This window comes from Cohaesibacter gelatinilyticus (assembly GCF_900215605.1).
Classification (GTDB): Bacteria; Pseudomonadota; Alphaproteobacteria; order Rhizobiales; family Cohaesibacteraceae; genus Cohaesibacter; species Cohaesibacter gelatinilyticus.
Map to the genome: position 1 here is coordinate 1,187,556 of NZ_OBEL01000001.1, position 14,404 is coordinate 1,201,959.

The following is a 14,404-nucleotide window of genomic DNA, read 5'->3' on the forward strand; positions in this document are numbered from 1 at the left end:
GTGAATAAGGCTCAGCGAGAGAGAGCTAAATTGGGGGTGCTGCATAGCCGTCACCAGGGAGGGAAAAATGACGGATATTACAAGCGAAACACAAGAAGGCCAGGGCGAGACAAATAAGCCACTCTTCTACATCACAGGCGGTTTTATTGCCATCTTCTGTCTGATTGCACTTGTGAGCCTTGATACACTGTCCGCTATCGTGGATTGGGGTTTCAATGTTTCTGCGACCTATTTTGGTTTATTCTGGCAAGTTCTGCTGTTGGCAACATTCTTGATCGGTTTGGCTTTATGCTTCCTGCCTGGCGGGAAAGCCATCATGGGCAAATTGGCCAAACCAGAATTCACGGTCTTCCAATGGGGATCGATGATCATGTGCACCCTTCTTGCGGGTGGCGGCGTTTTCTGGGCTGCGGGCGAACCAATGGCGCACTTCCTGTCTTCTCCACCTCTGTTTGGTGCAGAAGCAGGGACCGAGGCAGCAGTGAACCCGGCTATTGCGCAAAGCTTCATGCATTGGGGCTTTCTGGCTTGGGCGATCCTTGGATCACTCAGCACCGTCATGCTGATGCACTATCATTATGACAAGGGCTTGCCGCTGGCGCCACGTACGTTGCTGTATCCTGTCTTTGGCGACAAGGCGATCAACGGTCCAATTGGCCTGATCGCAGATGCATCCTGCATCATCGCCGTTGTTGCTGGTACTGTCGGGCCAATTGGTTTCCTGGGATTGCAGGTTAGTTATGGTCTTGATGATCTATTTGGGATTCCCAACACATTCGTGACTCAGGCTATTGTGATTGCCGGCCTTGTTGCGCTTTATACCGCTTCGGCGATGACAGGTCTATCCAAGGGCATCCAAATCCTGAGTAAGCTGAATGTAATCTTGGCCGCTGGTCTGCTGATGTTCGTCCTGTTGGCGGGACCTACCGGTTTCATTTTCAGCAGTTTCTTCTCGGGGTTTGCGACCTACTTGGCCAACTTCTTCGATATGGCTCTTTATCGAGGTGATGCAGGCTTGTTTGGTTCTCCCGGCTGGCTCGGTTGGTGGACAGTTTTCTTCTGGGGTTGGTTCATGGGTTACGGACCATTGATGGCGATGTTCATTGCCCGTGTGTCCCGTGGTCGTTCCATCCGCTCCATTGTGATCATGCTATCCATCATTGCTCCGATTGTTACCAACTTCTGGTTCACCATCGTAGGTGGAACAGGGATCGCGTTTGAGCTGCAACAGGCTGGTTCAGTCTCCGAAGCCTTCAAAGGCTTCAATCTTCCTGCAGCACTGTTGGCAATCACCCAGCAATTGCCTTGGGGCTTCCTTATCTCGATCCTGTTCCTGATCCTGACCACGATCTTTGTGGCAACAACCGGTGATTCCATGACCTATGTGATTGCGGTTACAATGTCCAAAGAAGGTGATCCATCCATGCCAGTGCGTGTCTTCTGGGGTGTAGCGATGGGCCTGATGGCAATGATCCTGATCTCCGTGGGGTCGGGCGGTGTATCGAAATTGCAAAGTTTCATTGTCGTGACTGCCGTGCCGGTATCACTGATCTTGATCCCTTCACTTTGGGATGCTGTTCGCATCACTCTGGCGAAGGGTAAGGAAAACTAACTTCACCAATCAAGATGACCATTCCGGGGAGCTTCCCCGGGATGGCCTGAACCAATCGATATCGCAATCATATTGCATAGTGATCATGTGCAGATTTGTACTCGGGTCATCATCCATTATCATTGTTTATGTTTGGGAGTGTGCCGGGAGGGCAACATGACTAGTGGCGAAATAGCGTCGGTCCCATTGCGAGATCCTAATGAAGTGATGAAATTGGCCAGACTTGGCTCCATTCATCAATCTCGCCTTTCTTTTATGCGTATTCTCACACGTCGCATGGCTCGGGAAAAGTGGTCCTTTGACAGACCGGTTTTCGAAATTGATGATCAAGGCGTCGGCCATGCCGTTTATTCGGCCCATAGCCCTGAACGATCCTATTCACTGGTGGCTTTTGCTCATGATTTGCCCGCTGAGAAACGCTCGGATCGCGTTATTGCAGAGGCTTGGGATGCCACATTCACGCTGTTTGATGGGGTGCCCACCAAAGCTGATATTGAACGTCTATCACAAAATGTCCCCCTGCAGGAGGTTGGCCGGGTGACGGGCTCTGAGTTGTCCGTCTCTCGCGCCAATCGTTCTGTACGGCTATGGGAGCATGTGGTCACCTGCTTGTCTGACGGAAAGCAGCCAGATCTGGAGCAAATAGAAGCAGTTGGTTATTTGATGCGAACCACAGCCGTCTATGGATCAGGTAAACTCGGGGCAGCAGATCGTGAGATGATCGCAACACGAGAGGAATTCTCCACCCCATTTCAGGTCGAAATGCTGTCAGTCTATCTGACGCGTGCCTTTGTTCGTGATCTTGTGCAACATGTTGCAAAAGCCAAGGGTGGCGACAAGGCTGTCGATCTGGATATTGAAATTGCACGTTCCATGGGCATCGGCAATTCTACTGGCCTTGGCATGGCACCATTTCTTTTGAACCATCCGGTTCTGTTCAACAACTGGGTTGCCGCCAGAGAGACGGCTATTGCGCGTGTAAGAGCCCTCGATATGATTTCTGACAGCGAAGTCGAGCTTTTCAGATCATTGCTTGAACGATCTGTCTTATCGGCGGAGCATTGGCACTCCGCCCATGAAATCCAAATAGGAAAACTTGCTGATCTGCGTGGAGATCTGAATAAGCTACGAGATCATTTGAAGAGCTTCGACTTTGCAGCATCACGCCCTTGGGACAAGCTCTATATTTGGGCTGAACAGAATCTGTCTCTTGAAGGGCAGGAATGCCTAGCCTCGCTCATGCTGGAGCCTTATAGCGGGATTGTTGATGACTTGGGCGATCGTATGGCGGCGGACAATACGCCGACTTTCCGTATTGCAGGTGCCATGACTTTGGGCGTCTTGAAAGATGTGCTCGAAGATGCTTATGGCTGGGCCCTGAAAACAGATTGGTCGGATCCGCAGAACAAAGCCAAAGCTTGGTACGTATCCGAGGAAAAGCTTGAGCCTCGCCTTGGTGAGCGCTTCGAAGAACCAATTGAGAATTACGAGCAACCGCTGGCTCCGGGAAGAGATGCTGCAGACCTTTATGAGGCGCTAAAGCATTGGCCATGCGAGACCAATGTCGCTGAATTCCTTCTTCGCCATCCTGAATACCGACATATCGTGCGCCGTGCTCAAATCGTAAATCGCGCGCCCTATGCCGAAATTCGTGACAACACGATTTCCAGCGATGTTCTGCCGATCGATATGCTCCGGTGCAAGCTGGCTTTCTTTGGTGCGGTTCATTTCGACCCCCGCTCAGATCGCTGGGTCAGAATTTGCATGTATGGCGATGCCCCATTCCCGGAAGAGCTTTCTAAAGCCAATGCTGATTTCTGGGTATATCCAGAGCAGAAGGAGGTGCAATCATGAGTCATTCTCTCAACGAAATCGAAGCGATGAGCAAACGCGCCGCCAGAGGTGCGGGACTTTCATGGGGATTGAGCGAAGAAGCGTCCAAAGGAACAAGATGGTTGGCTGCCTACGGATATCCTGGTCCGAAGCTTCTGGCTGACCTGCTGGAACTCAATGATCGCTTGCCACATATCGATTTCACACCCATGTCTCTGGATGGGGTATGGTGCGCACCAGCAGGCCGTTTGAGCCCGCTTATTGCAGGTGCTGCCATGAGTGACTGCGCCATCAAGATGGAAGCTGGAGAGGTTATCTCCATGCGACATGTGAGCTTTCCTTTGCTGGTTGTTCCGTTTGCCGCAGGTGCGGCTTTGCGGTTGAATGCACCGGTTGCGGTGAAATGGGGCAATGTTCGTCTGACCACAAACGGCAAATCTCTCTGTGCTCAGGGCGAGTATGACGAGATGCTAACAGATCATGCCGACTTGGTGGAATGTGCGGCTCCTGTGGCCATGACATCTCCTGCCAAGCCCGTCATGCGTGCCGATGTCGATGAAGAATGCTGGGAACGGCTTGGTGCCTTCGCCCACAGAACTTATGCACCCGCTACAGACGCTTCGAGGCTTCTGGGGGCCGGTGCTGGTCTCAATGATAATGACTAGTGCGTATTCCCGAAAAGTTGAAGCATTTTTCGGACAAGAATTCGCTTGAAACAAGAGTGTATTGCCATTTTCAGTGAGCCAACGATCACCGAAAATGCTTAACGAGAATGGATCGGATGATTAAGACGGAAACTCTTTCCCTCGCTGAGATCGAGGACCTGGCTTTCAAGGCATTGGTGCAGGCTGGTACCGACGAAGCAAATGCGCGCCCTTTGGCTCAGGCGACTGCTGTCACTGAAGCTGACGGTGTGTCTTCTCACGGTTTGGCATATATTCCGATCTATTGCGAGCATGTGCAATGTGGCAAAGTGGATGGCAAAGCCAAGCCAATCGTGACACGACCCAAGCCGTCTGTGGTGAAAGTTGATGCGGCTACAGGTTTTGCCCATGCTGCAATTGACAAAGGATTTGAAGAGCTTGTTCCGCTTGCGCGTGAGCAAGGTGTGGCTGTTCTCGCCATCAATAATTCCTATAATTGTGGCGTTCTTGGAATTCATACACAGCGTCTGGCTCAGCAAGGATTGCTGGCTATTGGTTTTACCAATGCGCCTGCATCCATTGCTCCTTCAGGTGGTCAGAAACCGGTCGTTGGCACAAACCCGTTCTCGATTGCTGCGCCAGATGGACAAGGCAATGCGGCCATTCTGATTGACCAAAGCGCCAGCACCATCGCAAAAAGTGAGGTCATGAAACATGCCCGTGAAGGGCAGGAGGTTCCACTTGGCTGGGTGTTGGATGCGGACGGCAACCCAACCACTGATCCAGCCGAAGGTTTGAAAGGTTCCATGGCTCCGTCTGGAGGCTACAAGGGTGTAGGTATAGCACTTATGGTAGAGATGATGGCAGCGGCGATGAGCGGGGCGACTTTGGGCATTCATGCAAGTCCATTTTCTGGAACAGTAGGTGGCCCACCAAAAACCGGCCAATTCTTCATCGCAATTGATCCGCAAGCAACATCGGCTGGAGATTTCGCTGAGCGAATGGTGCAGTTGGTTGGCGCAGTCCATGCACAACCAGAAGCTCGCCTTCCAGGTGATGGGCGACGCAATAAAAGCAAGAATGCTCAGACAAATGGCGTTGCGGTAAATAGTGCTGTGCTTGATAAAATTCGTGCAATTATAAGCGAATAGATCCATCTAGCTTATTCAGTTCAGATAAACGCGGGTCACTGGCCCGCGTTTTTTAATTGGTTGTTGTGATAACCGGGATGTCAGAGGGTGTTCTCTCCTCACTTGGCGGTTTGCCGAAATAGTCTTTATAGACGCGGGAGAAATGAGAGAAATTTGTAAACCCAGTTGCTATAGCAATATCGCTGATCGAGACCGGAGACTGAGTTAAAAGCTCCTTGGCTTTTTCAAGCCGAATATCGCGATAGAAACCTGAAAAAGATTTCCCGCCTTTCTGCTCAAACAGGCGTTGCAATTGTCTGGGACTGATATTGACCAAATGGGCAATCTGCTTGAGATCCAACGGATCTGCGATATGACTGATCATCAAATCGATTGCAGATAACAAGGTCGGGTTTTGAATGTTATATTGCTGATCCAGACCAACCCTCTGAGGTGCATCATGGGTGCGAATGCTCGTATGGATGAACCAGTCGGAGATTTTATGCGCAAATTCACTACCATGATGGCTGGCAATAATCGCAAACATCATGTCGAGTGGAGAAATACCGCCCGCACATGTGAAGCGATCGCGATCAATCACATATAAGCTCCGTTCCATCAGTGCTATTGGATAGGACTCCAGAATGGCTTCATAATGTTGCCAGTGAATGGTGAAGCGTCGATCTTGCATGACGCCAGCTTTGACCAATAATGCACTCCCTCCCGAGATACCACCAAGTTTGAGGCCGTTGGCGGCCAGCTTTCTCAAATAGGAAAAAGTCTCTTTATCATCAAAGAGCAGCGGATTTCCCCCTGCAACTACGAACATGAGATCAAAATCCAGATCGGTCTGGTTGATCGCCTCAGTCTTGAACATGCTCATGATTGAGGAACTGGTTTCTCCACCATCTGGAGAGATGAAACGCATTTCGTAGAGAAGATTATCTGACAAGAGATTCGCGGCGCGCAAAGGCTCTACTGCCGATGAGAGCGACATAAGTGCGTATCCTTCAATAAGAAGGAAACCGACTTTCTTGATGGTTGAATCACTGACCTGCAATACGATAAGCCTGCAAAATTGAACCGAATGTCATATATAGAACATATAATGACATATATAGAATATCTTCGCTAGCTTTTTTATGGCTCAATAGTCTCACGAGAAAGAGGTGAGACAGTGCGCTATTCCGGATTAAAAGTTCTGCTTGAAGGCCTGAAGGGTCAAACTGGCTGGAAGCCGGTTTGGCGGCAATCCGAGCCGAAGAAGCACTATGATTTCATTATCATCGGTGGAGGTGGGCATGGCTTGGCTACGGCTTATTACCTGTCCGAAATCTATGGCCAATCAAATATCGCTGTTTTGGAAAAAGGTTGGATTGGTGGCGGCAATGTTGGTCGCAATACAACAATCATTCGTTCCAACTATCTTCTTGACGGCAATGAACCTTTCTATGAGTTCTCTCTCAAGCTTTGGGAAAATCTTGAGCAGGATCTGAACTATAACGCGATGGTCAGTCAGCGCGGGATCTATAATATTTATCATTCTGATGCCCAGCGTGATGCATTTCGCCGTCGAGGCAATGCGATGCGGTTCAATGGGGCCGATGCTGAGCTGCTGGACGCGTCTCAACTTCGAGAGTGTTTTCCTTATCTTGATTATGAAAATGCGCGCTTCCCAATTCAGGGGGCATTGCATCAACCGCGTGGCGGTACCGTTCGCCATGATGCTGTTGCCTGGGGTTATGCGCGCGCGGCCGATGCCAATGGGGTCGATATCATCCAGAATTGTGAGGTCACAGGCTTCAAAATCGGAAATGGCAAGATATTGGGGCTTGAAACGTCAAAAGGTTTCATCGGAGCGGGTAAGGTGGCCAGTTGTGTTGCTGGATCTTCCTCTCGTGTCATGGCCATGGCAGGGCTCAGGTTGCCAATTGAAAGTCACGTCTTGCAAGCTTTTGTGACAGAAGGCCTCAAGCCCTTGATCGACAGCGTTATCACTTTCGGTGCGGGACATTTTTATGTCAGTCAGTCGGACAAGGGTGGCCTTGTCTTTGGTGGAGACCTGGATGGCTATAACAGTTATGCCCAGCGCGGTAATCTTCCGGTCATTGAGGACGTCGCAGAAGGTGGAATGGCGCTGATGCCAATGATTGGCCGCGCCCGTTTGCTCCGGTCATGGGGCGGCATCATGGATATGTCCATGGACGGCTCACCCATCATAGATAGAACTCCCGTGGAAGGGCTCTATTTTAACGGTGGCTGGTGTTATGGCGGCTTCAAGGCCACTCCTGCATCCGGATATGCCTATGCTCATTTGCTGGCGACCGATACACCCCATGAAACTGCCAACGCCTATCGTCTTGATCGGTTCCGTACCGGAGCCTTGATCGATGAAAAGGGCGTCGGTGCCCAGCCAAACCTGCATTGAGGATATCATGATTATCAATCATCCAATTTTGGGTCCACGTGATGCGCAGGAATTTGTGTATCTGGGGGATGCAGCTCTGATCAATCGCCCTGATGGTATGGTGCCGGAGGCTGACGATCAGTTCCATGACTATATCTATCTTCGTGAAAACAAAGCAGGACTTCACCGCGAATTGTGGTTTCACGAACAGGGCGATCGCTCCTGGCTGGTCGTTACCCGCAACACCATCACGCACGAGATTGTCGAAGTCGAACTGGCTCATGGTGTTGTATTGAAAGCGAGGCAGGAAAAATGACACAGACCCATCGTATTCCCGGCGGTTTGATCAACCGAGACAAAAGCCTGTCTTTCGATTTTGATGGTGCGCGTTATCAGGGATATGAAGGCGATACTCTTGCCTCAGCTCTGATCGCAAACGGCGTGAAATTGGTAGGGCGGAGTTTCAAATATCACCGCCCTCGTGGTATTCTGAGCGCCGGTTCGGAAGAACCGAATGCCCTGGTCGAGTTGCGCAACGGTGCTTTTCAGGAGCCCAACACCCGTGCAACGACAGCTGAATTGTTTGATGGACTGGTAGCCAATAGTCAAAATCGTGGTTTCTCACTGCGTTTTGATCCAATGGCCATCAATGATTTTCTGTCGCCATTTCTGGCGGCGGGATTCTATTACAAGACATTCATGTGGCCAAAAGCCTTCTGGGAGAAGCTTTACGAGCCGGTTATCAGACATGCTGCCGGTTTGGGCAAATTGTCCAAACAGGAAGACCCTGACAGCTATGACAGAGGTTTTCTGCATTGCGATCTTTTGGTAATCGGATCTGGCCCAAGTGGGCTATCTGCTGCACTTGTCGCGGCTAGATCCGGTGCCTCGGTCATTCTTGCTGATGAAGATTTTCAGTTTGGTGGCAGACTGCTGTCAGACACAGATCTCTTGGTGGATGAGTTTGGTGTCTCATGGGTGGAGCACTGTCTTGAGGAATTGAGGCAACTGCCAAATGTCCGCCTCATGAAACGGACCACTATCTTTGGTGCCTATGATCACGGAATCTATGGCGCCATTGAGAAAGTATCCGATCATCTAACGTCTGTAGCAGATGGCAAACCACGCCAGACCCTTTGGCGTATCACATCCAAGCGCGCCATTCTCGCCGCGGGTGCAACTGAACGGCCAATCGCTTTTGCCAACAATGATCGCCCCGGTATCATGATGGCGGGAGCCATGCGCTCCTATGTCAATCGTTGGGCTTCTACTCCGGGCCACTCTGTTGCTCTGTTTACCTGTCATGATGAGGGACATAAGACGGCAAATGATCTGATCATGGCCGGCGTCAAAGTTGCTGCTGTTATCGATCCAAGAGCAGATGCTGCTTCTCAAGGTGAATATGAGATGATCCGTGGTGGCAAGGTCGTTGATACCAAGGGCCGTTTAGGGTTGCAGTCCATTCAGATTATAGATGCAAATGGGCAGCGCAGGGTGATTGAATGTGATGCGCTTGGTGTATCCGGCGGATGGAACCCAAATGTTCATCTGACCTGTCATCAGCGTGGATTGCCTCAATGGAATGCAGATATTGCTGCTTTTGTGCCAGGCGGTAACCTGCCGGTTGGCATGGTGGTTGCTGGATCAGCCGCAGGTCAGCTTTCAACTGCAGACGTTCTGAAAGCCGGCCGAGCAGCTGCTAATTCCTGTCTTGAAGACTTGGGTAAAGCAGCATCTTCTATCGATTTGCCAAAAGCCGAAGGCGAGCCAATTGCGATTGCTCCATTCTGGCATGTTGCAGAATCAGGCCCCAAGGCGTGGCTGGATTTCCAGAATGATGTGACCATCAAGGATGTGAAACTGGCCCATAGGGAAGGGTTTCGTTCCGTAGAACATCTGAAACGCTATACGACATTGGGCATGGCGACCGATCAGGGCAAACTGGCCAATATTGGTGCACTTGCCATTCTGGCGGAACTGGAAAACAAGCCAATCAATGAGGTTGGTACCACTATGTTCCGCCCTCCCTATACGCCGGTTCCAATGGGAGCGCTGGCTGGAAGATCTCGTGGGAAAGATTTCCGCCCCGTTCGCAAAACACCCAGCCACAAATGGGCAGAGGAAAATGGAGCAACCTTTGTCGAGACCGGCAATTGGCTCCGTGCCCAATGGTTTAGCAGGGAAGGGGAAACCAATTGGCGGCAAAGTGTTGATCGCGAAGCTCTGGCAGTCCGAACATCCGTTGGCGTTTGTGATGTCACCACCCTCGGCAAAGTCGATGTCCAAGGCAAGGGTGCAGCTGCATTTCTAAACAAGGTCTATTGCAATGGCTTTGCTAAGCTTGCTGTCGGCAAGGCGCGTTATGGCCTCATGTTACGTGAGGATGGTTTTGCCATGGATGATGGCACTGCAGCGCGTTTGGCTGAAGATCATTTTGTTGTCACCACCACAACAGCAAAGGCCGTACCAGTTTATCGACATATGGAGTTTGTCCGTCAGGTTCTATGTCCTGAGTTGGATGTGCAATTGATCTCAACGACTGAAGCATGGGCTCAATATGCAATTGCAGGTCCAAACTCCCGTGCGGTTCTGGAGAAGATTGTTGATCCCGATTTTGATGTCTCAAATGAAGGTTTTCCGTTCATGGCGTGCTCGGAACTTACCATTTGCAATGGCATCAGAGCCCGTTTGTTCCGTCTATCATTCTCGGGTGAGCTTGCCTATGAACTGGCCGTTCCCACACGCTATGGCGATGCGTTGATGCGCGTTCTGATGGAAGCTGGCAAAGAGTTCGATATTACCCCTTATGGAACCGAGGCGCTTGGTGTCTTGCGTATCGAAAAAGGCCATGCGGCGGGGAATGAGCTGAACGGTCAGACCACTGCTGCCATGCTTGGCATGGGGCGCATGGTCTCGCAGAAGAAAGATAGTATCGGCATGGTATCGTCACGCCGCTCCGAGTTGAATCGGGAAGATGATCTAAGGCTCGTCGGCGTTATGCCAGTTGACGCCTCTCAAACTGTACTCTCAGGTGCCCATGTCTTTGACAAACATGTGGAAGCTGTTGCGGCACAAGATCTGGGTTGGGTCAGCTCATCAGCCTATTCCCCGAACCTTGAAAGCTCTATCGGGCTTGCCTTTGTAAAACAGGGCGATCAACGACTTGGTGAGGAAATTCGCCTGATCAGTGCTGTTGATGGAGTGGATATGGCCGCCCGTCTTGTCAGTCCGCATTTTGTCGATCCAGAAGGAGGCCGTCTCCGTGCCTGATTTTTCTTTGACACCATTGTCTGCAATGGGAGGAACGGCTCCTTCAGTCCAGTCAATTGGTGAACTGACCATTCGCGAAGAATGCAATTGGTCCTTGGCGTCTGTTTCTGTGCGGCAAGGACGGCATAACGAACTTCAGACATCACTGGAAGCATTTCTTGGCGGCAGTTTGCCCAAGGCCGAAGAGTGGAAAAGATCTGGTGATTTTGGAGTTTTCTGGACAGCTCCAAATCAATGGTTTGTGCAGGCCAATCATGAAACTCATGAAAATCTTTCCAGCTTGATCAAAGCGCAAGCTGGAGAGCATGGCAGTATCACTGAGCAAAATGATTCATGGGTGGTGTTCGAGCTGCAAGGTTCCATGGTTGCACTTAGAGAGTTGTTTGCCCGGCTATGTAATGTCGATTGGAGCAGATGTGTTGATGGCTTTGCCACACGTACACAGATCGATCATCAAGGTTGTTTTGTGCTCTGCGGAGCCGATGAGAGTGATGAAAATTTGAAGTTTCATGTTCTTGGACCACGGTCTTCGGCACATTCGCTTCATCATTCCATCTTGGCAATGGCAAAAAGCGTTTCGTGAGAAGAGATGATGACCCATTTGAACAAGACCGCGAAAATCATTGATGGCAAGGTGTTTGCCGCGTCCATTCGTCAACAAGTTTCAGATCACGTCAAATTGCTGAACTCGGAACATCAGATCATTCCAGGTTTGGCGGTTGTTCTGGTTGGTGGGGATCCTGCAAGTCAGGTCTATGTACGCAACAAGGCAAAGCAAACGCGCGAAGTGGGCATGCGAAGCTTTGAGCATAAGCTTGATGAGAGTGTGTCGGAAAGCACACTTCTGGATTTGATCGTAAAGCTTAATCAAGATCCTGAAGTTCATGGCATTCTGGTGCAACTGCCTCTACCGGATCATATCGATAGTGCCAAAGTGATTGATATGATCGCAGTTGAAAAAGATGTCGATGGTTTTCACGTGGTGAATGTCGGGCGTCTCGCGTCAGGACTGGATGCTTTGACACCTTGCACGCCTCTGGGGTGTCTGCTCATGTTGAAGGACCTGCACGGAGATTTGTCGGGTAAGGAAGCGGTCATTGTTGGTCGCTCCAACATCGTTGGCAAGCCGATGGCTCAGCTTCTCTTGCGCAACCATTGTTCCGTTACGGTGGTGCATTCTCGCTCTCAAAATATCAAAGAGATCTGCCAACGAGCAGATATTTTGGTTGCCGCTGTCGGGCGTGCAGAAATGGTCAAGGCTGACTGGGTGAAAGCCGGGGCCACAGTGATTGATGTCGGCATCAATCGCATTGAGAACAATAATGTAAAACCTCGTCTTGTCGGTGATGTTGATTTTGCCTCTGTCCAGCCAATTGCTGGAGCCATCACGCCGGTTCCAGGAGGAGTGGGGCCAATGACCATCGCCTGTTTGCTGGCCAATACTGTAACGGCTTGTTGCCGGATACACGATCTTGCTGCGCCAGATGGTCTTGGCGCCTAACTATCGATCTGGTGAGTAACAGATCACAATTCTTCGCTCACCTCCCAAAAATCAAGACAATTCAGGAAATCTAGTGATGAGTAAGTATGCTCTGACAGTGAAATGTGTGTCCAAACGTGGTGTTGTTGCCGCCATCTCCACTTATCTTGCCGCTCAAGGGTGCAATATTTCCGACAGTGCCCAATTTGATGATCAGGAGACCGGAAATTTCTTCATGCGCGTCACCTTCACCAGTGATGAGGGTAAGCAAATTGAAGAATTGCGTGATGGATTTGAGGAAACAGCTCGCAATTTCGAGATGGAAGCGGACTTTCATGATGAAAACGTCAAAATGAAAGTGCTCATCATGGTCTCAAAATTCGGCCATTGCCTGAACGATATTCTTTATCGTTGGAAGATTGGTGCGTTGCCGATTGATATCGTGGCTGTGATTTCCAACCATAATGACTATCAAAAGCTTGTGGTCAATCATGATATACCCTTCTATCGGGTCAAGGTGACCAAGGAAAATAAAGAGCAGGCAGAAGCGCAGCAGCTTGAGATCATTGAAGAGAGCGGGGCGGAACTGGTTGTTCTGGCGCGTTATATGCAGGTGCTATCGGACGAGATGTGTACCAAGCTGTCCGGGAAAGCCATCAATATTCATCACTCTTTCCTGCCGAGCTTCAAAGGGGCTTATCCCTATAAGCAAGCCTTTGCTCGTGGCGTGAAAATGATCGGTGCTACATCCCATTATGTAACGCCTGATCTTGATGAAGGGCCAATCATCGAGCAGGATATTGTGCGTGTGAGCCATGCTCAAAGCGCGAGTGATTATGTGAGCCTTGGCCGAGATATCGAGAGCCAGGTACTGGCCCGTGCAATCCATGCCCATGTTCACCGTCGTGCCTTCCTCAATGGCTCCAAGACAGTTGTCTTCCCGGCAAGCCCCAACAGCTTTGCGTCCGAACGCATGGGCTAGAAGTCAATTTGATGTCAAACCTTCTTTGACTGATGGACAAAAGCGTCTTGTCCTTCTGGTTTTCTCTTAAACATCCATCTAACGAACCAATGACTGCAAAGGGATGCATCCTGATTTTGTCATTGGTTCTTCATCTGAATATTTCAGGGCAAACAGAATGTGTTTAGTTAGTGTGTCCTGAACCTATAGGCTCCATGTCATCACGGAGATTATTGGCACATGAAAGTTCAAGTGCATTAGGTATTAGATGAACGAGGTTATGGATATCATCCTGCTCAAGAGTTTGCAGAAGATACGATATTGCATCCTATGACTGGAGATAGTCGTCATGAGTTTGACTATCTGAAAGCCAAACTTGGGGGGATTATGCATTCCAGAATCTTCTGCTCAGCTGACCAGAAGTTCACGCCACCCCATGCATTGTTTTGAAGATTGAAGGGGAGCGGTGAAGCTTGTTACGAAAAAGGGTCTTCTGAAATCAATCAGAAGACCCTAATTTGGCTCCCCAGGCCGGACTCGAACCAGCGACCCAGCGATTAACAGTCGCTTGCTCTACCAACTGAGCTACTGGGGAAAACTTGGTAACCGCAACAAGGTAGAAACCTTGAGCGTTGATGAGGTGGTTTCTAATCCAGTTTACTCACCTTGCCAACCCCTAGATTGATAAAATTATAGGGAAAATATAAAAATGTCACAAGAAAACTCTCCCAGTCAGATTATCGAATATAGGGAGTAATTGGTTTTTGGCTTTCCGGAAGAACAGCAGCGTGAGAATAACTGTATCTGAGACAAGTGGCAGAGCCAAAATTCAAAAATGGTGATCATCAGTGATCTGAGAAGGGAGCATGGGTGAACATCCTCAATACATAGCCTCAATTGGCCAGGACAGAATTGTAACTAACGGTGCCAATGCACGTATATATCTGAAGATAGAAGGGTCACTTGAAATCTGTCCAAATCAAACTCTTCCCCAAACTCGGTAGGGTCTTTGCAACAAGGAATGTGATCGCTCTATCAATCCTTTTGATTGCAACTTGATGTTGTCG

At 49.9% G+C, this 14,404-nt stretch carries 11 protein-coding genes and 1 tRNA gene; 10 read left to right on the forward strand and 2 right to left on the reverse strand.

The genetic code is table 11. The features are described 5' to 3' along the window. The first annotated feature begins 67 nt into the window (after positions 1 to 67). From CRO57_RS05295 to CRO57_RS05310, 4 genes are all read left to right on the forward strand, one after another. Positions 68 to 1,612 (forward strand): BCCT family transporter, encoded by a 1,545-nt coding sequence (locus CRO57_RS05295; RefSeq protein ID WP_097152305.1) that lies wholly within the window; start codon positions 68 to 70, stop codon positions 1,610 to 1,612. Positions 1,613 to 1,768: 156 nt separating this feature from the next. Further along, positions 1,769 to 3,466, forward strand: coding sequence for a hypothetical protein (locus tag CRO57_RS05300; protein ID WP_097152306.1), 1,698 nt, complete (start codon positions 1,769 to 1,771; stop codon positions 3,464 to 3,466). After that, on the forward strand, positions 3,463 to 4,110 hold the full coding sequence (locus CRO57_RS05305; protein ID WP_097152307.1) for a DUF3726 domain-containing protein: 648 nt from the start codon (positions 3,463 to 3,465) through the stop codon (positions 4,108 to 4,110). The genes CRO57_RS05300 and CRO57_RS05305 overlap by 4 nt, the downstream gene beginning before the upstream one ends. 116 nt (positions 4,111 to 4,226) lie before the next feature. After that, a complete protein-coding gene (locus tag CRO57_RS05310; RefSeq protein WP_097152308.1) occupies positions 4,227 to 5,240 on the forward strand; it encodes an Ldh family oxidoreductase in 1,014 nt (337 codons plus the stop codon). Positions 5,241 to 5,292: 52 nt separating this feature from the next. Here the strand turns inward: CRO57_RS05310 and CRO57_RS05315 are convergent, their stop codons facing one another. Then, a complete protein-coding gene (locus CRO57_RS05315; RefSeq protein WP_280176165.1) occupies positions 5,293 to 6,279 on the reverse strand; it encodes a GlxA family transcriptional regulator in 987 nt (328 codons plus the stop codon). Between the two features lie 117 nt (positions 6,280 to 6,396). Here CRO57_RS05315 and CRO57_RS05320 point away from each other — a divergent pair, with 117 nt between their 5' ends. The 6 genes from CRO57_RS05320 (at position 6,397) to purU (ending at position 13,358) form a co-directional block, all read left to right on the forward strand. After that, entirely contained in the window at positions 6,397 to 7,647 is a 1,251-nt protein-coding gene (locus CRO57_RS05320; protein WP_097152309.1) for a sarcosine oxidase subunit beta family protein, read from the forward strand. Positions 7,648 to 7,654: 7 nt separating this feature from the next. After that, positions 7,655 to 7,942, forward strand: a complete 288-nt coding sequence (locus CRO57_RS05325; protein ID WP_097152310.1) for a sarcosine oxidase subunit delta — start codon at positions 7,655 to 7,657, stop codon at positions 7,940 to 7,942. After that, positions 7,939 to 10,896, forward strand: coding sequence for a sarcosine oxidase subunit alpha family protein (locus CRO57_RS05330; protein WP_097152311.1), 2,958 nt, complete (start codon positions 7,939 to 7,941; stop codon positions 10,894 to 10,896). The genes CRO57_RS05325 and CRO57_RS05330 overlap by 4 nt, the downstream gene beginning before the upstream one ends. Further along, on the forward strand, positions 10,889 to 11,479 hold the full coding sequence (locus CRO57_RS05335; RefSeq protein ID WP_170955956.1) for a sarcosine oxidase subunit gamma: 591 nt from the start codon (positions 10,889 to 10,891) through the stop codon (positions 11,477 to 11,479). The genes CRO57_RS05330 and CRO57_RS05335 overlap by 8 nt, the downstream gene beginning before the upstream one ends. A 6-nt stretch (positions 11,480 to 11,485) precedes the next feature. Then, complete coding sequence (folD, locus tag CRO57_RS05340) at positions 11,486 to 12,397, forward strand: bifunctional methylenetetrahydrofolate dehydrogenase/methenyltetrahydrofolate cyclohydrolase FolD (RefSeq protein ID WP_244580012.1); 912 nt, start codon at positions 11,486 to 11,488, stop codon at positions 12,395 to 12,397. A gap of 76 nt (positions 12,398 to 12,473) precedes the next feature. After that, entirely contained in the window at positions 12,474 to 13,358 is an 885-nt protein-coding gene (gene purU, locus CRO57_RS05345) for a formyltetrahydrofolate deformylase (RefSeq protein ID WP_097152313.1), read from the forward strand. 498 nt (positions 13,359 to 13,856) lie between these two features. Here the strand turns inward: purU and CRO57_RS05350 are convergent. Next, positions 13,857 to 13,932 (reverse strand) — tRNA-Asn (locus CRO57_RS05350). Between the last annotated feature and the right edge of the window lie 472 nt (positions 13,933 to 14,404).